Here is a 19,777-nt window from a genome sequence, read left to right on the forward strand (position 1 = left end):
CTGCTATGCAAAAGGGGCATGACCGTCGTAACAACGGTCATGCCCCTGCAGCATATTATACTGTCCGCCGTCTCCTCAGCCCGCCTTGCTCCCATCGGGCTTCGCATTATCGGCGTCTTGCCTCAGATGCACGGTGCGCACCGGGAAAGGTATCTCGATCCCCTCCTGCCGGTACCGGCTATGCAGCCGCTTGATGAAATCGTGCTTGATCAGATACTGGTCGGTATACTCCTTCACCCTGAGCACGACATTAAAATCCACGCTGAAATCGCCGAAATTATAATACCTCACCACCGGCTCGTAATTATCCACCCCGCCGGCGATATCGCGCAGCACCTCTTTGGCCACTTCGACGGTCACTGTCTCCACATGCTCCAGGTCGCTGTCGTAGCCGACCCCGACAGGCACCAGGATGCTCATCTCCTTGTCCGGCAGAAAATAGTTGGTGATCGTCGCGGAGGCGATTTTCTGGTTCGGCAGAACGATGACATTGTTGGCCAGCGCCTTGATCACCGTGCTCCGCCAGGTGATGTCCATGACAACGCCTTCCTCGCCGGTGCTCAGCTTGATATAATCGCCCACCCGGAATTGCCTCGACAGCAAAATATATATCCCGGAAAACAAATTCGCCAGCGTCTCCTGAAGGGCGAGCGCTATCGCCAGGCCGCCGACGCCCAGGGCGGTCAGTATCGGTGTGATCGAAACCCCGTGGGACTGCAATATGATCAAACCGCCGAGCATATAAACGACAATCTGGACAACATTCACCAGAATAGACGTCGACGGCAGGACCTCCTCCGCCGTTCTGGTGTAAAGAACGACCGCGCTGGAAAGCACGCGGGCGATTATAACCGTGCCGCAGAACAAAACCGCCGTCAGCAGGATGCCTTCCATGACCCGCAGCCAATACTCATCGAGACGGACAAAATGAATAACCGCGTAAACGCCGCTGATCGCGCCCACAAAAACGGGTATGTCCTTCAAAGCCCTGGTCACGATCTCGCCGTAAGCGCCCGACAACCTGGCGACCACCCGGTCGAACCTGGCGAAAACCAGCTTGCTCACGGCGAAACCGATTATCATCGCCGCCAGAAACACGCCGGCGGGAATAATGGCGAAATGCAGTTCGGCTATCTTCTCAAGCATGCTGCCCCTCCTGTAATGCTTCGGATCGCGGAATAAGCGGCGGCAAAACAAAAAAATGGAACCCGCGATAAGATCCCATCTACTTGTCCGAGTGTTGTCCAATAACAATTATAATCCATTGCCGGCGTTATGGCAATTAATCCCCCCGCCTGAAGGAATCCCTGGCACTGAAAAGATTCGTCGCCCTGACGACCTGGAAGCATTCGCAGTACGTGCCGCCGCCCGTCGTTATGCCGCGAAACCGGTTCAGGCTCCGTACCGCCTCGTTATAATCCAGGTTGCTCAACTGCGACGAATGAAACGCCAACGCCCTGCTCTTGGCGTCGATGTAATCGGTGATATCCTCGACATAACTGCAGTCCCGCACCGGCGTGCCGACCTCGTAACAAAGTATCGTGCCGACCCTCCACAGATTCTGGCCGCAAACCGGCGCCCGCGGGCTGCCCGACCACCCGCAGGCCTCGACCACCAGCTCGTGAGTCTTGCGGTGATCCCGGTGCCGGTCGTCCTCGTGAGGAATATAGACGATATGAGGCCGAAACTCCCGCAGCAGCGACGTGACCCGCACAAGATTTTTCCACGTGCAGTCGAGATACCCGTCGTGATTCTTGAAAAAGTGGACCTCGGAGACGCCCAGGCACCCGGCGGCCTGCCGCGCCTCCCTCTCCCTGATCGACGCGATCTCCGCCGGAGAATGCGCCAGACTGCCAATATCGCCCGAAGTCATATAAACCACGCCAACCTTGTTGCCCTTGGCCACATGCTTCGCGATACTGCCGCCGCAGCCGATCACATCGTCGTCGGGGTGGGGCGAAAAAACCAACACCTTGGTCATACAATCCTCCGTACCTTCCGGTGCCGGCCCCGGCGACTAAAAGCGCCGCCACGCCAGGGGAAACTTCTTGGTCGCGATCTCGAACCTGCCGTGGGCCGAGTAAACCCTGCGCAATTCATTAAAAGGCCGGCCGTACTTATCGGGCTCCATCTCCGCCAGGACCTGGACGATCTGAAACGCCATATCGCTAAGCCCGATCACATTCTTCGACTTGTGGATCACCTCGCCCAGATTCACCTGGCACGTAGCCCAAAGCCCCTCCATCTCGACCGCCTGTATCAGCATCGCCATCTCCACGCCGTAATTGACCGGGAGCCGCATCTTCATAAACGTATCGCGGTAAATCGCCGCCGTCCCCGCCAGCGGCTGAATATAACCGGACAACTGGGGCAAAAAGGCGTTTATCCACGGCCGGGCGAGAATCTCCGTCACCCTGCCGCCGCCCAGCTCGACCCCGGACGCCTCCACCATGACCGGCCGTGCGAAATACCCCTTGGAAAACCTGACCGCCGGATTGGTCAGCATCGGCCCCAGCAAGCCGTAGAAGAACCGGGGGGCGATACTCTCGATATCGGTATCCACCCAGGCGATAATATCCGCGTCGGTCACAAACGCGCTCTTAAACATCGCCTCGCCCTTGCCGCGGTGGCTCCCCAGCTCCGGCCTGATCTCGCGATGGAGATAAACGGGGATTCCGTACGACCTGGCGACCTCGACCGTCCCGTCGCTCGAATCGGAATCGATCAGGACAACCTCGTCGATTATGCCGACTTCCTTTACCTCCAGCGCGGTTTTGATCACATTCCCCACCGTCCGCTCCTCGTTCAGGCTCGGCAGCAAAACGGCGACCTTCTTGCCGCGCTTGCGCTTGTAATTCCTCAGCACGGCCGCCAGGGCGAAATCGGCCGCGTCGAACGTCCGCTCCCGCACCCAGGCGAATATCTCGCCCCCCTCGTCCGCCTCGATATCGATAAGCGGCCCCCTAACCACCGTCACGCTGCCGCCGTACCGCTTCCTTATCCGTCCGTAAAACGGCATCACCTCCGAAGGCGTGAGGGGCGCGCCGAACAACAGCATCTCGTAATCCGCGCCGATACTGCTTATCAGATCCTCCAGCGTCGGGTCCCGCCGCCACACGACCGTGACGCTCTCGAACATCGCGTTCGCCGGCATGACAACCGTCGATAAAAAAAGCTCCCCCAACTGCGGAATCCGCTCCTCCAGGTGGATGATGGTCAGATCGCGCACCCCGGACTGAGCCAGCAGCTCCAGGACAGCCCTGGCGTTTATCCCGCCCCGCAGCACGGCCGCCACCGGGCCGCCGCGCCAACCGTCCGTAATCGCGACAAACCCCTCCAGCCCGGCATCTTCCTCTTTCCATTCCTCGAACGTCTTTATCGCGAAGACAGGATAATCTTCCTTGTCCTGACCTGCAAGCGGCCATTTTTCACAGCTCAGAATCATCACCTCCACTTATCGCCTACCGGCGCCCTCCTTCGCGAAAGCACCCTTGGGCCCCGGCGCCCGAAAACAAAAAGCGCAGCCATAGACAGACTCCGCCTTGAGTGCCGCACCTCTTAAAAATGCTTGCTTATTTGTCGCCGAAAGATCGAATCACATAATCTGAATAGCTGCGTCTGTCTGCGGTCACGAAAGCAGTTCCTCAAGCCGCGGACTCTGGCGAAACACAGCGATACGGTTCATAACCAGCCTGTCGGCCAGGCGCGTATAGCCGTCGTTCACCGTCAGTCCGCCCCAATAACCCGCCTCCATGGCGGCATCAAGCGTATCCCCGTTATAACTTCCGTACGGGTAAGCCACGAAATCGACAGCCTTGCCGAGGATATCCTCCAGCTCGGCCTTCGACCGCATCAACTCGGCGCAATTCTCCCACTTCTCCAGCCTGGCGAGCGGCCGGTGGCTCACGGTATGGGAGCCGACATACATCCCCGCCCGCGCCATCTCAATCGCGTGGCAGCCGGTCATCCGGTCGGTCCGGCCCAGAAAGCCGCTGATAACGAAAAAATTGCCCGTCATGCCGCTGGCCTGGAGAAGCGGAAAAGCGTTGCTGTAATTATCGAGATACCCGTCGTCGAAAGTCAGGAACACCGCCTTGTCCGGCAGCGGCCTGCCCCCCGTCGCATGCTCCTTCAGCCTATCCATGCCGAGCGTCTGGTACCCATTTTCATTAAGGTACCGCAGATCACTCGCGAAGCGGCTCGCCGGAACCGAAAGAGCGCCGTCCCCCGCGCCCACCCGGTGGTAAACGAGCACCGGAAACGACCCTGCCGCGGCTTCCGCAGGCCGCATCCCGAAAGAAAGCGGATCGCAAAACGCCAAAGCGGCTGTCAAGGCGCACGCCTTCAAAAACCGCCGCCTGCTAAACGTACTGCCGTCTCTGATCCCTTGTCCGTAACATTTGCGCGTCATAGCGACTAAAAACCCCGTTGTTATTCAGCGATTGTATGCAGTATAATTTTACCTTGTGCAAAGCTTTATAATCAAGCCCCTTTCCAGCATTCCCCTGTAGATTTTATGCTTGTTCGCGCCCGATATTCCAAAAATTCCCTCAGGCGCACACTTCCATAAACCGCACGGATATCCAAAACACTTCCGCCGCATGCAAAGAGCCGTATCGCCAAACGCGATACGGCTCAAAAATACCTATGCGAAAATACCTGCGGCAGCGCCCGTACGCTGACAAAACCCCGTCAGGACGAACCGTCCAGCGACTTGGCGGACAACAGCTTCACAAGCCACGGAAAGAGAAGGCCCAGGATATTTCCGGCTACACTGACCATCATAGCGGTAAAAATCATCCCCGCCCCCTTTCGACGCAAAGTGGCGTATCCATTATTAGTATATTAGCCGCCGCAACTTAAAATCCTTCATTTTCGATTAAGTTGTTAGTCGTTTTTTCCCGACAGCATCCCCCAAAAATCCCCAAAAAAGAACGGCCGGCGGAACAAAATCCGCCAGCCGCGTCAGCCTATTGTTTCGGTCTCTGGAGATACGCAGCCGTATACCGCAGGGAATCCGGGCTGCCGACCACGACCATCCGGTCCCGCGGCTCGATTACGGCGCTCGGCCCGGGGGAAACGATGATTTCCGTCCCGCGCCGTATCGCCACGATCGTCGCGCCGGTATGCTGCCAAAACTTCACCTTGCCCACCGTCTTGCCCACCACGTGGCTGTTCACGGCCACCTCGATCTCCACCGGATTATACGGCGTAAGATTGCGCAACCGGTCGGAATACGCTATGATATCGTGCAAAATCCCCTCCAGCCGTTCATCAAGCTCCTGCTTCTGCTGAAGAAGTATCTCCAGATCCTGGCGCAGCGAATACACCGACTCCACGCTCTGATAATGCTCGATAAAATTATACGCCTTATCCTTGGAAAGAACGACAACCTCTTTCCCCTGCGAGACATCGACCACCTCTTCATCCTTCAGAAGCGAGATCGCCTTCCTTATCGTCTCGGGAGAAGTATTATAATGGCTTGCCAGAAGGGTTCGGCCGGAGATCTTCGCCCCTTCCCCGAAATGGTCATTAACAATCCTGCGCGCTACATCTACCGCGATCGACCGGTAAATAGGCGTTTCCGACCTCATACTCGCCTCCGCCAACTTTGTCGTTTTTTTTACTATTCCCTCACGAAGCGGATTAATCCTCCCCGAACCTTCCGCCAATCGCGCCAGCATAAACAAAAACCGCAAGCACCAAGCCCTTGCGGTTAAATGTCAAATGGCGACCCCGGCAGGATTCGAACCTGCGACCTTTTGATTCGTAGTCAAACGCTCTATCCAGCTGAGCTACGGAGTCATTACCCGGACAACTCACTGCCGTCCACTCGTATATTATAGCTGGACGAGCCGGCAATGTCAACAAGTTAAATACTGGGATTGACGACGCCGCATATCTCCCGCCGCCGACATGCCGGCCCGCGGCCGGAGCAAAGCGCCGTACCCGCAAAAACTGCTGCAAAACCGGCCAATAAGTAGTAAAATATAATACATCACCCAAACCCATAACACACTAACGAGGTACCACCCATGACAAACCGTCCGAAAATCGACGCAGGCCTCGCCTCAGCCGTCGGCTGCTATATCCTGTGGGGCTTCCTGCCCATCTACTGGAAATTCCTCAGCCACGTCCCCGCCCTGGAAATCCTCGCCCACCGCATCGTCTGGTCCTTCGTCTTCCTCATCGGCCTGCTCGCCGTCACCGGCAAAATCAGCCCCGCCCGCCGGGAAATCGCCGCCATCCTCGCCGACCGGAAAAAACTTGCCGGCGTCCTGGCCGCCACCGTCCTCATAAGCATAAACTGGCTGGTCTACATCTGGGCGGTCAACGACAGCCGCATCCTCGAAACCAGCCTCGGCTACTACATTAACCCCCTCGTCAGCGTCCTCCTCGGCATCGTCGTCCTCAAAGAGCGCCTCTCCCTCCGCCAGACCGTCGCCGTCGCCCTCGCCGGCCTCGGCGTGCTCAACCAGGCCGTCAACGTCGGCGGCCTCCCCTGGGTATCCCTCGCCTTAGCCTTCAGCTTCGGCCTCTACGGCCTCTGCAAAAAAATGCTCCACATCGGCGCCGTCACCGGCATCACCCTCGAAACCCTCCTCCTCTCCCCCATCTCCTTCCTCTACCTCGCCTGGCTGCAAAACCAGGGCGTCGGCGCCCTCACCCCCGGCCAGCCCGCCACCGCCGTCCTCCTCATCCTCACCGGAGCGGTCACCGCCATCCCCCTGCTGCTGTTCGCCAACGCCGCCAACCGCATCCCCCTCACCATCCTCGGCTTCATCCAATACCTCTCGCCCACCATCGCCCTCTTCGTCGGCGTCTTCATCTACCACGAGCCCTTCTCCGCCGGCCGCTTCCTCTCCTTCGCCTTCATCTGGGCGGCGCTCGCCGTCTTCTCCCTCCCCCCCGCCAAGCGGCCCGCCCGACGCGAACCGCCCCTCACCGAAGCCCGGGAAACCGCCAAATAACTGGCCACAGCCGTTCCCTCCGCAATATAAAACCCTCTGAAGCCATTCCGCTTCAGAGGGTTTTTCCGTTTTCACGGCGACCCTTTTATCCTTCCGCTTCCGGGAGGCTTTGCGCCTCGCTAGCCTGTCCGGGAGCCGCTACACCTTCCACCGCATCAGGACGCCTTTCGCCGCCGGACACTTGCTGGCGCAACTGCTCCAGCGCCTCGTAGTTGAACAAATTGTCGTCGTCCGTATAACTCACCTCCCGCACCTAGTTCTTCCCGGAAAAAGCCCTCAATATTTGCGCAATAAATACCGGCGGCAGTGCGACCCGCACAAATTCCGCCTCCTCAGCCCCGCACAGCCGATTGCATATGGAAACGCGGCCGGCAGTAATGGTACAATATCCCTGTAACCACACTTGGCGAAAGGACTGAACTTATGCCCAAAGTACATTTCAAGCGCGGCGGCTTCATCGAAAGCAGCCACCAGATAGAAGCCGTGGCCGTCGACCGGGCCGGCCGGCCGATTCTCGCCACAACCCGCCCCCACTACCGCACCTTCTGGCGCTCCGGGGCCAAACCGTTTCAGATACTCCCCTTCCTCGCCCGCGGCGGAATGGAGAAATTCAATCTCACGGAACGGGAGCTGTCGGTCATGGTATCCTCGCACAGCGGGGACGAATTCCACCTCCAACTCGTGCGCTCCATTCTCGGCAAAATGGGGCTGAGCCCCGAAAACCTGGCCTGCGGCGTATCCGAGCCGCTCGACGCCGCCATCGCCCGCCAATTATACAAGGACGGCCGTCCCTACTCCGCCCTCCACAACGACTGCTCGGGCAAACACGCCGCCATGCTCGGCCTCGCGCTCCTGACCGGCGCGCCGCTCGCCGGCTATACCAGCCCCGACCACCCCGTCCAGCGGCTGATGCGCTCCGCCGTGGCCCTCTCGGCCGGCCTGGCCGAGAGCGAAATGGACGAAGGCGTCGACGGCTGCGGCGTCCCCACCTTCTGCCTGCCCCTCCGCAACATGGCCCTCGCCTACGCCCGGCTAAGCGCCCCCACCGAAGAAGACTGGCAGGACCGGCGCGCCGACGTTGCCCGCATCCGCGACGCCATGCGTCACAACCCCGACTGCGTCGGCGGCCGCGGCCGCTTCGAAACGGTGCTCATGGAAACGACCGGCGGCCGCCTGATCGCCAAGCTCGGAGCCGAAGCGTCCTTCTGCATCGGCTGCTGCCCGACCGGGCAAGGGCTCGTGTTCAAGGTTATCGACGGCGGCCGGCGGGCGCTCGAACACTTCGGCATCTACATCCTAAAACGCCTCGACTGGATAACCGCCGAAGAACAAACCGCCCTGCTGAAGCACTTCCCGCCGGAAATCCGCAACGACCACCAACAGCCCGTCGGCTCGGCCGAAATCGAATGGGATGCGTAAAATACACAACCCCCGAAGCTCAACCAAGCTGCGGGGGTTGTATTCTACGGCCGGCTACGCTGACGGCAAGAGCACACTTTTTCGTAATTATCACGCTGCTAATGACCATTCGCGAGGAATTCAATTATGGATTTCTCCGGTCGGCGGGGCGGCAGGGAGGAAAAAACCAGGATTCATGGAAATATTTCTCATGGAAAACCTTGGCCGATCCTTCCGACATCGGCCGCTGCCCCTGCCGGCCGAAACAGGCACGGCCTTCCTGGGGCGAGAGGAGGGACTGGCCTTGAAAAAGGCCCCGAAAGCGACAAAAATAACGGTAATCATCCTTATTCTGCTGGCAGCGGTATTTGCCTACTACGCCGCCGAAGTCATGCTCGCCCGGGCCGCCACCGCCGCGACCGTCGAGGCCTGTTACAAATCCGGCCGCATAAAAATGACCGTCAACGACTTATCGCCAAGACAGTTGGCCGTTTTGCTCAAAATTCAGGACCCCGGCTTTTATCGCCACCACGGCGTGGACTTCCACACCCCCGGCGCCGGCTGGACCACCATCACCCAAGGACTGGCCAAAAGCTTTTACTTTGAAAACTTCCGACAGGGTCCCATGAAAATCAAGCAGACCCTGTGCGCCCGCTTTGCTCTCGACCCTTTGGTCGACAAGGAAACCCAGCTCACCCTATTTATCAACCTGATGTACTTCGGCAACGGCATCTACGGCTTGTCGGACGCGGCGGCCTACTATTTCCGCAAACCGGTGGCCGAACTCACGGAAGACGAATACATCGCCCTGATAGGCTGCCTGATCAACCCCACCGGCCTGAACGTAAAAAGCCACCCCCGGGAAAACGCCCAGCGCGTCCAGCGGATAAAAAAAGTATTGTCCGGCGCATACACGCCCCAAGGCCTCTTCGACATCACCTACGAGGGCGCGGATAAGATCTGACGGCCGGCGGACCGCGCTCTATCGAAAGACACTCCCCTTATACAATTACTTTCCCATGCTAAAAAACATATCCGGAACATCACTGTTCCGGATATGTTTTATTTCGCATCCCGATGCGCCGTTCCGTTGCGGCCGGCCGATTTGTCCCTACCCGCCGACATACATACGGTCGGTTTTCAAAATATGATTCACAAGCCAGTCGGCAAAGAAATCCAACAAGTCGAACAAATACTTTTCTTGATTGGCGTCGACCGAGTTCAGGTCGACGTTGCTGATTTTTTCGATGAAATCGCTATGCTGAACCTTATGGGACAACAGTTTTGGATAACCGATACTGGCCATATATTCTTCTTCCTGGCTAAAGTGCGTAACGGTATAATCCCTCAACTCGTCCAATATCTCCATAATCTGATCATACTTGTCCGTCCGCAGTTCATTTTTCAAAAGATCATACGCTTTATTGGCGATAGCGAATAAATTCTTGTGCTGCTCATCGATGTCTGCTAAACCAAGGCGATATTCTTCCGACCATTGAATCATATCAGAGGCTCCTTTCCTTTGCGGAAATAAGTTACCAGCGTATATATAACTTGATTCGGCCTTTATTTGTCTAATCCTTTCACAAGCTTTCCAACAACCAGAGAGATCTCAGGATTGTATCAGATTTTTTCTGTGTTTGCAGATTGTCGCTTTGATGGCGGCGTAATCTACCTCATCAGGCAAAGCCTCTTTGAGGGGCTTCAGCTTGGCTGCCCCCAATTCGTCAATCTTGGCGAGAATCAGCGCCTCATACCGGGCAGGGATTAGCGGGGACCAGTCGATTGCATATCCTTCAACACCGCACCGCATCAGATGGTCTTGCACGGTAAGCAGCTTCAGCTTGCGCTGCGCGGCGATTGCCGCCAGTGAATGCCCGGCCTGGTACAAGCCTAGCGTGACTACATGACTGGGAGTATCATCGCCGTTATCGTCACTCGCTGGCGGCGCCGTAGGCGCGGGTCGAAGCGCCCGATTATGCGCAGCACTATATTGTTGGATGACCCGCAGGAAGTCGTCACCGTAGCGCACTAATTTGGTCTCCCCGACCCCCTTGATTGACCGCAGGGCCTCCCGGTCGGCTGGGCAATGTTCACACATCTCCCTGAGCGTACTGTCGGCAAACACCACATAGGGCGGCACTCCTATCCTGTCGGCGATTGACTTACGCAATTCCCGCAATAGTTGAAACAGCGAATTGTCTTTTGTCACTGTCTGCGGCCTTTTGGGGGTCTTCTGCCACACTTTGGCTTCATCTTTTAATACCGCGGCCCCCTGGCCAGTCACTTTTACCACCGGGTACTCGCTCTCGGTCAGGCAAAGATATCCGGTGGCAATCAGCCGGTTGATAAGGTCTTTCAGCTCTTGCAGGCCGTATTCTTTAAGGATGCCGTAGACGGACAACTCTTCTACGCCCAACTGACGGACCTTCTTGTTCTTTGCTCCTTTTAACACATCGGCGATTAGGTTTATGCCATAACGCTCTCTTAGCCGCACGATGCAAGAAAGTACCTTTTGCGCCTCGACGGTTATATCGACCAGCTCATTGCCATCGTTGCAGTTGCCGCAGTGGCCGCACTCCTCGGCAGCCGCCGTCTCGCCGAAATACTCCAGAATGTACCGGCGCAAACAAGCAGGGGTGTGGCAATAGTCCACCATCGATTTCAGCTTTGCGAATTCGCCGGCTTTTCGCTCGCTGTCGAGCACCGACTGTTCGATGAGAAACTTCTGCAGCATGATGTCCTGGGCGCCGAATAACAGGATACACTCGCCGGGTTCGCCGTCACGGCCGGCCCTCCCGGCCTCCTGGTAGTATGATTCCATATTTCTAGGCATGTTGTAATGGATTACATAGCGCACGTCGGGTTTATCGATGCCCATGCCAAAGGCATTTGTGGCCACCATAATATTTATGTCGTCGCGAATAAAAGCCTCCTGGCTTTTCCTGCGCTCGTCGTCACCCAGTCCCGCGTGGTATTTCCCGACCGGCCAACCCGCTTTGCGCAAGACGATATATAGATTATCGACCTCTTTGCGGGTGGCGGCATAAATTATCCCCGCCTTGTCCTTATTGGCCGCAACATACTTCAGGACAAATTCCTTTTTGTTTTCCCCCCGGCCGACGGCGAACAAAAGGTTGGCACGGTCGACGCCGGTATAGTAGGTGTCCGGTCTTTTCAACCCCAGCAGTGCGATGATATCCTGCTTCACGGTCGCGGTCGCGGTCGCGGTGAATGCGCCGATGACCGGGCGGTTGGCCAGGCGGTCGATAAACGGCCCGATCGCCCGGTAGCTGGGACGAAAATCATGACCCCACTGCGAAATGCAATGCGCTTCGTCGATAGCCAGCAGCGATATCGCCAAGGCCTGGATAGCTTCCTGGAAATATTCCGACTCCAGGCGCTCCGGGGCAACATAAAGCAGCTTGTACCGGCCCGACCTTGTGTTATAGAGGCGTTCATTCACTTCCGCGGTGGTTAACGAGCTATTGATATAAGTGGCGGGAATACCAACCCCGTGGAGGGCATCGATCTGGTCTTTCATCAGCGAAATAAGCGGCGAGATAACGATCGCGGTCCCTGGCAGCATCAGCGCCGGCAGCTGGTAGCACAGCGACTTCCCCGCGCCTGTCGGCATAACGGCTAAAGTATCGGTGCCCTTTATCAGGCTGCCGATTATCTCGGCCTGTCCTGGACGAAAATCGGCGTAGCCGTAGTATTTCCGCAATAAATCCCGGGCCTTTTGCACGCGTTTTATTCTCCTATCAGGTTTTATTATTGGTTTAATTCAGTTTCTCTCATTATAACACTCCCGGCCCGACCTTTCTTTAGATTTTCGGCGGGCTGCGATCATCGTCACAGGCTCGCTGTCCAATTGTTTTGCAGTCCTTGTCCTGTTGCCGGGTCCTCGACAATAAAAAGAACACACGCCCGGAACATCGCTGTCCCGTGCATGTGTTCTTTTATTCTGCATTATGATTCGTCTTCCCGTTCTCCCCGGTCTCCTCGTCCGGCCTGTTTTGACCGCCTGGGGGATCGTTCACCCAAGATAACTATGTAGTCCCGGCAAAAGAAAACTCACTCCCAAATAGGTGAATATCACCGCAATAAAACCTATAGAAGCCACTGACATCACGAATGGATTATCATAGCCGCGCTCCAGGCGAAAATGAAAATAGGCGGAATAGATCAGCCAGGTGATCAAAGACCAGGTTTCCTTAGGGTCCCACCGCCAGTATGACCCCCAGGCATATTCAGCCCATACGGCTCCTGTAACAATTACCAATGTTAAAAAGGGCATGGCCAAAACTATCAAGCGATCGGTCAACCAGGCGGCTTTGCTCGTATCATCCGGGTTTGACGCCGTGATTTTGGTTTGCCATAAATAGAGCACAGCTGTGCAAAAAGATGCCGCCAGCAGGCCGTAGGCCAGCACTGCCACACTGATGTGAACCGCCAGCCACCAACTTTTCAGGGCCGGCATCAGTTGACGCGGCAACGAAAAACTTGCCGCGGTGACGGCAGTCATAACCAGCAGTAGAGCCAGCGCGACAGGCATAACCGCCGGCATCCGGCAACGCCAGTCAATCACGAACAATATACCCGCCAGTAAACCGTTAAATAGCAGGCCGAATTCATAGAGGGAGATTCCCGGCCAGTGGGCAGCGACGGCGGCACGGGCAGCGACCGCCGCGAAATTGGCCAGACAGCCGGCCAACAGTAAATACCTGCCAAATATGACGTCAGGCTTCTTGCGACTGAAGACGTAGCCAAAAAAAGCTAACAAGTATAGGCCCAGAGCAGAAATGGTTAAATATTTATCCATGAGAAGCGTCCAACACCTTCGCAAGTTGCTCGATTTTCGCGGACAATTGCCGCCGATAAGGGTTGCCCCCTATCAACAGGGTTTTTACATAGACTGACTGTCCTTCCTCCCTGAGACTAAGATAAATGATATGGTGAGGGGATAGAACGGTGGCGAAAAAGGCGATCACCAATAAGAGAAAACCACCGAAAACGAACGGTATTCCTGGATCGCGTTTTATCTGCAGCCGGGAATACTTCTTGACGCCGCCGAAGACCCACTGCTGCCCCGCTCCCGGCAGGACGAACGGTCTGTCGAGAGGCTGGCTGGCTTTGTAAAGCAACCTGTTGCCAGCATACACCGCATAAAGCACATCATCAAATTGCGGCCTGTAGCCTAGGATCTGCAGTAGTTCGGAATTGTCCGCATTCAGGGGGATTACGGAGTATTCCGAAAACCAGGCAGCAGGCTGTCTTTCGCCGATTGCCTGCAACCGCACCCTGTACCCGTACCCAAACTGCTGAATGGATAATCCGAAAACATCCAACGGGTGGTTGACAGTCACTGAGCCCCTTACTTCTCCAGCGCCGGCCCAAAAGCTGACATCGCTGGTAAATTCGGAAACTCCCCCGTCTGGGTAATAATCAATGCGAAAATCCCGCAGGAGAATGTGCCCCCGGACGGTTTGGCCGGAACGGGCGTCTGTCCTGACGGCGACCTTCTCGCCAACCGGTGCGTCGACAATGGCCTGAAACCCGAAATAGCTTCCGCAAAAACCGGCGACAAGGATAATCAGTATCGCCAAGTGAAGCACAATTGCCGCTGCTTTTCCCAGCACACCCTTCTCGGCGCGCAGGAGGTACTGCTCGTTCTTGTCGACCCGCGTGCAGTAATTTTGCTGCCGCAGGTAGTCGGTAACCCGTCCCAATACCGCTTCCGGGTTCTCCCTGGCTACGCAAAATTCCGGCCCGGTAAGCCGGGGGGGCGACGAGCCTGACCCGGAAAGCATTTTCCCAAAGCGCCGGATCTGAGCTAACGTGCAAGCAGTAAGCTGGAGAAAAAAGATGATCAGCAGTGCTTGAAAAGCGGCAGACCGAAATAACTCACCGGCCGGATCGATCACCGTTATTACTGCGCTCAAAGCGGCGATGGCGCCACACAATAACAGCCCGGCCCGCATCGAGAAGAAAATCCGGGTGAATACGTTCATTGGAAGGCTCCCACTTAACGATTTAGCCAAAGAGAGCGAAGCGGCTTCGCTCTCTTTGGTTGTGCAACCGACCTACCGCAGGCCGATGATGCGCGCAAAATCTTTGACGTCCCGGGTCCATTGCGGGGGGTTGTCGTTCTTGTGCTGCCCGGAATATTTGTCATAGTCTTCCGGGTAGTTTTTACCCGGAGGGAAATCGGCTGTCGCCGGTGGTCCCAGCGGGGTCCCGTCCTGACGCCATACCTCGCCGTAGCTGAAACCGACGTAAGCCGGATTGATATCGCCGCTGGCTTCGCTGAAGCCTTTTGTGTCGTACCGCCCTGCCAGAACATCCCGCATCTTGTCCTGCAAAAACGGGTTGATGCTATAGATATAGGCCATTATGTAGTTGATCTGCTGGGTGGAAAGCCGGCCGATCCATGGTTGCATTTTCAAGGCGGCAAACTCTTGGCCGCCGATGTCGGCGGGGTCCTGGTACATGCTGAAAACCACCGCCCGTTCGATCTGTTGGCGCAAAACGATGGGAAAGACCATGTTATTGCTGGCCAGATCCTTGTCGTTCCAGCCTGGAACGCGCCCATCGGGATGGCCGGGGTTTTCCACGCCGCCTTTTCCTTCCGGTCCGTGGCAGGTAAAGCAGCCCTGTTCGGCCGCCAACTCTTTTCCTATGGCGATGACCAAATGCGGATCATTATCCTGGCTGCGGACATCATGCATCAGCACCGCGTTGTAATTTAGGGCGAAATAGAGGACAGCCCATAGCGGAACGGTCACAAAAATTACTTTCAGCAGCCACGGAATCGGCTTATAACCGGCTTGAACCGTATGGTTGTCATGATAAAGTCGCTTTTCGGCCAACTTTGTCATCCCCCTCGCTAGCGCAGAGTTTTGAGATACTCGACAACCGCGTGAACATCGCTTTCAGGCAAATAACTGAACGGAACCATCCATGTACCCGGATTGAACCGGGATGGGTCTTTGAGATGCTCTTTCTGCCAGAATTCAGATGGCCAGCGGGCCCATGCATGACTCAGATCGGGTCCGCGGCGATGTTGCTCGAACAGCACCGGATTTTGGTAATAATACACTTCCGGCGAAGTGAAGTTGCCGATATCGCCTCGTCTGAAGACGGTAATTTCATTTGCTTCCGCGTTGCGTACCATCTGGGAATGGCACCACAGACAACCTTCACGGATGTAGATGGCGCGGCCCCTAGCTTGCAGCGCGGTATATTGCACAGACTGGGGGCCGGGTTTAAGCTCCTTGGCCCCGATGGCCGGTATGGCGTAAGTGGTGACGACCGCGAAAGAAAAAGTTGCTAACATGTACATGGCCAGGCGTGGCAGCGAGTGTTCGAAAGCGAAGACTTTACCCGCCGCAGCGCCTTCTTCGGCGAGAACGTCTTCTTTCGTCATCAGTTCAACCTGCTCCCCATGCCTGATGGAGGCAACAATGTTGATGACAAACAGCACCTGGGCAATAACAAAGGTTAAGCCGGATAACACCAAGGCGACCATATGCGGGTGCGACGCCCGCACCACCGCATCGACCCAGTGCATGCCCGCGATGGCGTTCTGCCAGTTCGCGCCCTGAACAAGGCCTGCCACGGTCAGGGACAGGAAAATTCCTGTTATTCCGATGGTGGACAGCCAGAAATGCCATGCTGCCAGACTGTCGCTCCACCAATGGCGGGAAAACAATTTCGGCATAATATAGTAAATGGTGCCGATGGCAATGAAGGTGAAGCCACCTCCCAGCGCCAGCATGGCGTGGCCGGGCACCCATTGGCTGAAGTGGAGATATTTTGATACGAACATCAACGCCTGGAAGGAGCCTTGGAAGCTTACCAGCATGTACATAGTAAGCCCAACCAGCACAAAACGGAGAGTGTTGTCCGTCCACAGCAAATCCCAGCGGGGGCTTGTCATTTTGTACAAATTCCAAATTGCCGCCGTAACCGGGATGACCATCAGTACGGAAAACACGGTCGCTTCCGCCATCAGCCAGCGGGGTACGGGACCGTCCAGGGTATGGTGCGCCCCCACAGCAGGATAGAATACCGCCAGCGACCAAAGACCGATCACCGAAAGATAATGACTATAGACAGGCTGATGGGTTATTCGCGGGATCATGAAGTAGGACATACCAATGCCCAGCGTGGTGAACCACAGGCCTAAAATGTTATGGCCCAAAAACCAGTTGGCCACGTTGTCGAAATAACCGCTGAAAGGATTTGTGATAAAGTTGAGGTATAGACCTTTTCCCAAGACAATAATCAATGGCATCCAAATAAGCGAACCATAAAGATACCATACACCGACATTCATTCGCTGCTGGGTGCGGACCCGAATGGTTGCCGTCATGGCGTAAAGCAGCAGTAAAAAGGCGATAAGAAGGAAAAGATCCGCCGGCCAAAACATGGAAGCGTACTCCCTCCCCCGGGAGTACCCCATCAGCAAACCGATATTTCCGGCCAGCAGCCCAATATTCCAGAAACCGATGGCAGCTACCGCGCATTTCTCATGTTGCAGCGCCGTCTTTGTCATATGGGGAATGGCGTATATCAGGCCGCCCAGAAAAGTTAGGGACAGCCAGGCGAAAGCCAGAACGTTGACATGTACCTGGCGAATCTTCCCGTATTCGATAAAGGGGCGCATATCAACAGGGGCTTTGTAAATGATTTCCGGGAAAGCAAAATGAACTGCCATCCATAGACCCAACAAAATACCCAGGAGAAGCCAACAAGCCGCCGACAAAAAAGCCAGCTTTACCGCTCGGTTCACCGTCATTCCTCCTTGTCAAGGGATAACCCCCGATTAGATTGGCTTTCCTTTCCGTACTTCTACGACAAACATCCCAATCCTTCTTTAGAGATTTTTTGCTAAAATGTTACCAATTGACAAAAAAATGCCCGGAACATTGTCGTTCCGGCACGCGGGTTATCCCCTCCTTGAATTTCAGGCTATTGCAAACTCCGGCAACGGACATGGCATCTCGCACCAAAAGGAACGAGTTCCGCGTCCTTCTCCAGGCATACAGCAAAAATGCCGCACCTTTCCGCCGCCTTAACTGTGCCAATTCGTTCCGGGGGGGGGGGGAGTCGCCAACGCTTTTGCCGCATATCATTGTCAAGTCAAAAGCCCTGGCGCGCGCCAGGGCTTTTTTCACCCATTTTCTATGAATATTATACCAGAAAACCCGCCTGATTTTAAGACTGTAAATTGTTGGATATAATTGCTACAATCTACTGTAACCCCCCTAGAAAGGAAGTGGCTCTATGAAAATCGTCGCCGTCAACGGCTCCCACAAAGGCCGGGCCGGCAACACCGCCGTAATGGTCGACGCCTTTTTGAAAGGGGCGCGGCTAGCCGGGGCCGAAACGGCCCATATCGCCTTGGCGGAAAAAGAAATCGGGTATTGCCGCGCCTGCAAAGCCTGCTGGTTCGCCACCCCCGGTCAATGCGTCCTCAGGGACGACATGGCGGAAATAGCGCCCCTCCTAAAAAGCGCCGCCGTCTGGGTCTGGGCCACCCCGCTCTACTTCGACAACCTCTCCTCCCGGCTCAAAGCCTTCCTCGACCGCCTGATGGTGCTCGCCAGCCCCCGCTGGACGAAGGACGACCACGGCGAATGCCGCCACCTCACGGCCGGACCGCCGCCCAAACTGGCGCTGATCGCCAACTGCGGCTATCCCGAAAGGTCCCACTTCCAGGTCATCTCCCACTGGCTGGAAAGGCACGCCCGCAACCTCGGCGCCGAAGTGGTCGGCGAAATCTACGCCTCCGAAGGCGCCCTCCTGACCAGCCCGGCCGACGAACTCCGCCCCGTCGTCGCGGACCGCCTCCAGGTCATCGAAACGGCCGGCCGGGAAATCGCCGCCGGCCTCGCCATATCGGCGGAAACCCGCGAACTGCTGGCCCGGCCCTTCATACCCGCCGAAGCCTACATCCGGGGAGTCGAGAGCCACATCGCCGCCCTGCTAGAAAAGGCTCCCTGAGTACAGCAAAGCCCCGCGGACGGCAGAAGGATTCGGGCCTTAAAAGTGGAATACAGCCTCAAACCGATCTTGCGGAAAGGAAGAACCCTATGCATCGCTTCGCATACCCCCGCAAACCGCATATATTCGCCGCGCTGTTATTCCTCTGCCTCTGCCTCCTTGCCGTCCCATCCTTCGCCTCCCCAGCGCCGCCCGGCTATCACCGCATCGTTCTGCTGTCCGATCCGCATCTCCCTGTCAGAGCGGCCAAAGCAGCCGACCAGTCCAGGCAGAATAAGATCATCGCCGCCAAGAGCAAGCTCGTCGACGACATCAACGCCTGGGAGGACGTCGGCGAAATCGTCGTCCTCGGCGACATAGCCGCCAGCCGGGGAACGACGGACGAATACGCCTACGCCGCCGGCTATTTTGCGAAATTCAACGCGCCACGCGTATTTATAACCGGCAATCACGACTACATCTACCGCGACGAGCCCAACGAGAACGGCCGCAGCGTCCGGGGGGACGCCCGCTCCCGCCGCGACAAGCTGCAGCGGTTCAAAAAAACGTTCGGCCTGCCGGAATTGCACCACACCCAAAAAATCGGCGCCTATCTGCTGGTTTTCCTGTCGCTCGACTCGCCCGATTCCCCGCATCTCGCGGCAATCTCCGGCCGCCAGCTTGACTGGCTTAAGGAAGAATTGAAGAAAAACCCTTCCGCGCCGACGATCATCTTCTGCCATGCCCCCCTGGCGGGTACGCTGGCACAATACAACAAGTCCGTCAACACCCCCAACTACATCGCCCAGCCGGAGCAAAAGCTCGCCGAAATAATCGCCGGCAACCCGCAGATTTTTCTGTGGGTGTCCGGGCATACCCACACGCCGGCCGACAACCCCTCTTTCGCCTCCGCGGTCAACCTGTATGCCGGCCGGGTAACCAACATTCACAACACCGACCTGGACCGGGAGGTTATCTGGACGAACTCGCTCTACCTCTACGCCGACAAAGTCATCGTCAAAACCTTCAACCACAAGAAAGGCGTATGGGTCGACGAACTGGAACGCGCCTTCCCGCTCCCACAGGTAAACAATAATTCTGGTAATATGTAAATCCGTGTGCTATATTATATTTATATACTCGCGTCTAACGGAGGTCGCATATGGCCAGAAAGGGGTACCGCGCGGGCGACGTGATCTATCTGGGCAGGCTCGCCGGCGGCAAGATTTCCGTCCTGCCGGTACTGCTCGTCGAGCTCGTCAGCGTCAGCATCGACGGTGAATTGTGGAAGGTGCGCAGCTCGGAATCCGGCGACGTATATACCCATTTTATCCAGTACCCGGATGAGGAAGACGACCCCGGCAGCGACGGCCCCTTCATCGACATCCCCGTATCTTAGCCTCCGTAAAGCAAGGCCC

General features: G+C 56.6%; 17 protein-coding genes and 1 tRNA gene. 6 read left to right on the plus strand and 12 right to left on the minus strand.

All coding sequences use genetic code 11. The annotated features are described in order from the left end of the window. Window positions 1–75: 75 nt before the first annotated feature. The 6 genes from Q4T40_14050 to Q4T40_14075 form a co-directional block, all read right to left on the minus strand. Entirely contained in the window at window positions 76–1,146 is a 1,071-nt protein-coding gene (locus tag Q4T40_14050) for a mechanosensitive ion channel family protein (protein ID MDT8902369.1), read from the minus strand. Between the two features lie 136 nt (window positions 1,147–1,282). Continuing rightward, window positions 1,283–1,981: a PIG-L deacetylase family protein gene (locus Q4T40_14055; protein ID MDT8902370.1), complete on the minus strand. Its 699-nt coding sequence runs from the start codon at window positions 1,979–1,981 to the stop codon at window positions 1,283–1,285. 36 nt (window positions 1,982–2,017) lie between these two features. Next, a complete protein-coding gene (locus Q4T40_14060; GenBank protein ID MDT8902371.1) occupies window positions 2,018–3,445 on the minus strand; it encodes a glucosyl-3-phosphoglycerate synthase in 1,428 nt (475 codons plus the stop codon). 183 nt (window positions 3,446–3,628) lie between these two features. Further along, window positions 3,629–4,411 carry a polysaccharide deacetylase family protein gene (locus tag Q4T40_14065; GenBank protein MDT8902372.1) on the minus strand — a complete coding sequence of 261 codons (783 nt, stop codon included), beginning with the start codon at window positions 4,409–4,411 and terminating at the stop codon, window positions 3,629–3,631. A gap of 559 nt (window positions 4,412–4,970) precedes the next feature. Continuing rightward, window positions 4,971–5,594, minus strand: a complete 624-nt coding sequence (locus Q4T40_14070) for a TrkA C-terminal domain-containing protein (protein ID MDT8902373.1) — start codon at window positions 5,592–5,594, stop codon at window positions 4,971–4,973. 134 nt (window positions 5,595–5,728) lie between these two features. After that, window positions 5,729–5,805 (minus strand) — tRNA-Arg (locus Q4T40_14075). 230 nt (window positions 5,806–6,035) lie between these two features. Between Q4T40_14075 and rarD the strand changes: the two genes are divergently transcribed. The 3 genes from rarD (at window position 6,036) to Q4T40_14090 (ending at window position 9,333) form a co-directional block, all read left to right on the plus strand. After that, the gene (gene rarD, locus Q4T40_14080; protein ID MDT8902374.1) at window positions 6,036–6,971 is read left to right on the plus strand and encodes an EamA family transporter RarD; all 936 of its coding nucleotides are present in this window, start codon (window positions 6,036–6,038) and stop codon (window positions 6,969–6,971) included. A gap of 423 nt (window positions 6,972–7,394) precedes the next feature. After that, the gene (locus tag Q4T40_14085; protein MDT8902375.1) at window positions 7,395–8,390 is read left to right on the plus strand and encodes an asparaginase; all 996 of its coding nucleotides are present in this window, start codon (window positions 7,395–7,397) and stop codon (window positions 8,388–8,390) included. Window positions 8,391–8,673: 283 nt separating this feature from the next. Beyond that, window positions 8,674–9,333 (plus strand): biosynthetic peptidoglycan transglycosylase, encoded by a 660-nt coding sequence (locus Q4T40_14090; protein MDT8902376.1) that lies wholly within the window; start codon window positions 8,674–8,676, stop codon window positions 9,331–9,333. Between the two features lie 147 nt (window positions 9,334–9,480). Here Q4T40_14090 and Q4T40_14095 read toward each other — a convergent pair whose 3' ends face one another. The 6 genes from Q4T40_14095 to Q4T40_14120 form a co-directional block, all read right to left on the minus strand. Next, entirely contained in the window at window positions 9,481–9,873 is a 393-nt protein-coding gene (locus tag Q4T40_14095; protein MDT8902377.1) for a bacteriohemerythrin, read from the minus strand. Window positions 9,874–9,981: 108 nt separating this feature from the next. Further along, window positions 9,982–12,117, minus strand: a complete 2,136-nt coding sequence (gene recQ / locus Q4T40_14100; protein MDT8902378.1) for a DNA helicase RecQ — start codon at window positions 12,115–12,117, stop codon at window positions 9,982–9,984. Window positions 12,118–12,408: 291 nt separating this feature from the next. Beyond that, window positions 12,409–13,194, minus strand: coding sequence for a cytochrome c biogenesis protein CcsA (ccsA, locus tag Q4T40_14105; protein MDT8902379.1), 786 nt, complete (start codon window positions 13,192–13,194; stop codon window positions 12,409–12,411). Then, window positions 13,187–14,413 (minus strand): cytochrome c biogenesis protein ResB, encoded by a 1,227-nt coding sequence (locus tag Q4T40_14110; GenBank protein ID MDT8902380.1) that lies wholly within the window; start codon window positions 14,411–14,413, stop codon window positions 13,187–13,189. The genes ccsA and Q4T40_14110 overlap by 8 nt, the downstream gene beginning before the upstream one ends. A 42-nt stretch (window positions 14,414–14,455) precedes the next feature. Then, window positions 14,456–15,241, minus strand: a complete 786-nt coding sequence (locus tag Q4T40_14115) for a c-type cytochrome (protein ID MDT8902381.1) — start codon at window positions 15,239–15,241, stop codon at window positions 14,456–14,458. Between the two features lie 17 nt (window positions 15,242–15,258). Beyond that, window positions 15,259–17,166, minus strand: a complete 1,908-nt coding sequence (locus Q4T40_14120; protein ID MDT8902382.1) for a cbb3-type cytochrome c oxidase subunit I — start codon at window positions 17,164–17,166, stop codon at window positions 15,259–15,261. A gap of 494 nt (window positions 17,167–17,660) precedes the next feature. Between Q4T40_14120 and Q4T40_14125 the strand changes: the two genes are divergently transcribed. The 3 genes from Q4T40_14125 to Q4T40_14135 all read left to right on the plus strand — a co-directional run bounded on the left by Q4T40_14125 (window position 17,661) and on the right by Q4T40_14135 (window position 19,758). After that, a complete protein-coding gene (locus tag Q4T40_14125) occupies window positions 17,661–18,380 on the plus strand; it encodes a flavodoxin family protein (GenBank protein MDT8902383.1) in 720 nt (239 codons plus the stop codon). An 89-nt stretch (window positions 18,381–18,469) separates the two neighbouring features. After that, window positions 18,470–19,471, plus strand: coding sequence for a metallophosphoesterase (locus Q4T40_14130; protein MDT8902384.1), 1,002 nt, complete (start codon window positions 18,470–18,472; stop codon window positions 19,469–19,471). Between the two features lie 50 nt (window positions 19,472–19,521). Continuing rightward, the gene (locus tag Q4T40_14135; protein MDT8902385.1) at window positions 19,522–19,758 is read left to right on the plus strand and encodes a hypothetical protein; all 237 of its coding nucleotides are present in this window, start codon (window positions 19,522–19,524) and stop codon (window positions 19,756–19,758) included. Window positions 19,759–19,777: the final 19 nt, after the last annotated feature.

This window comes from Selenomonadales bacterium 4137-cl, assembly GCA_032334055.1.
Taxonomy (GTDB): Bacteria; Bacillota; Negativicutes; order Sporomusales; family UBA7701; genus Anaeroselena; species Anaeroselena agilis.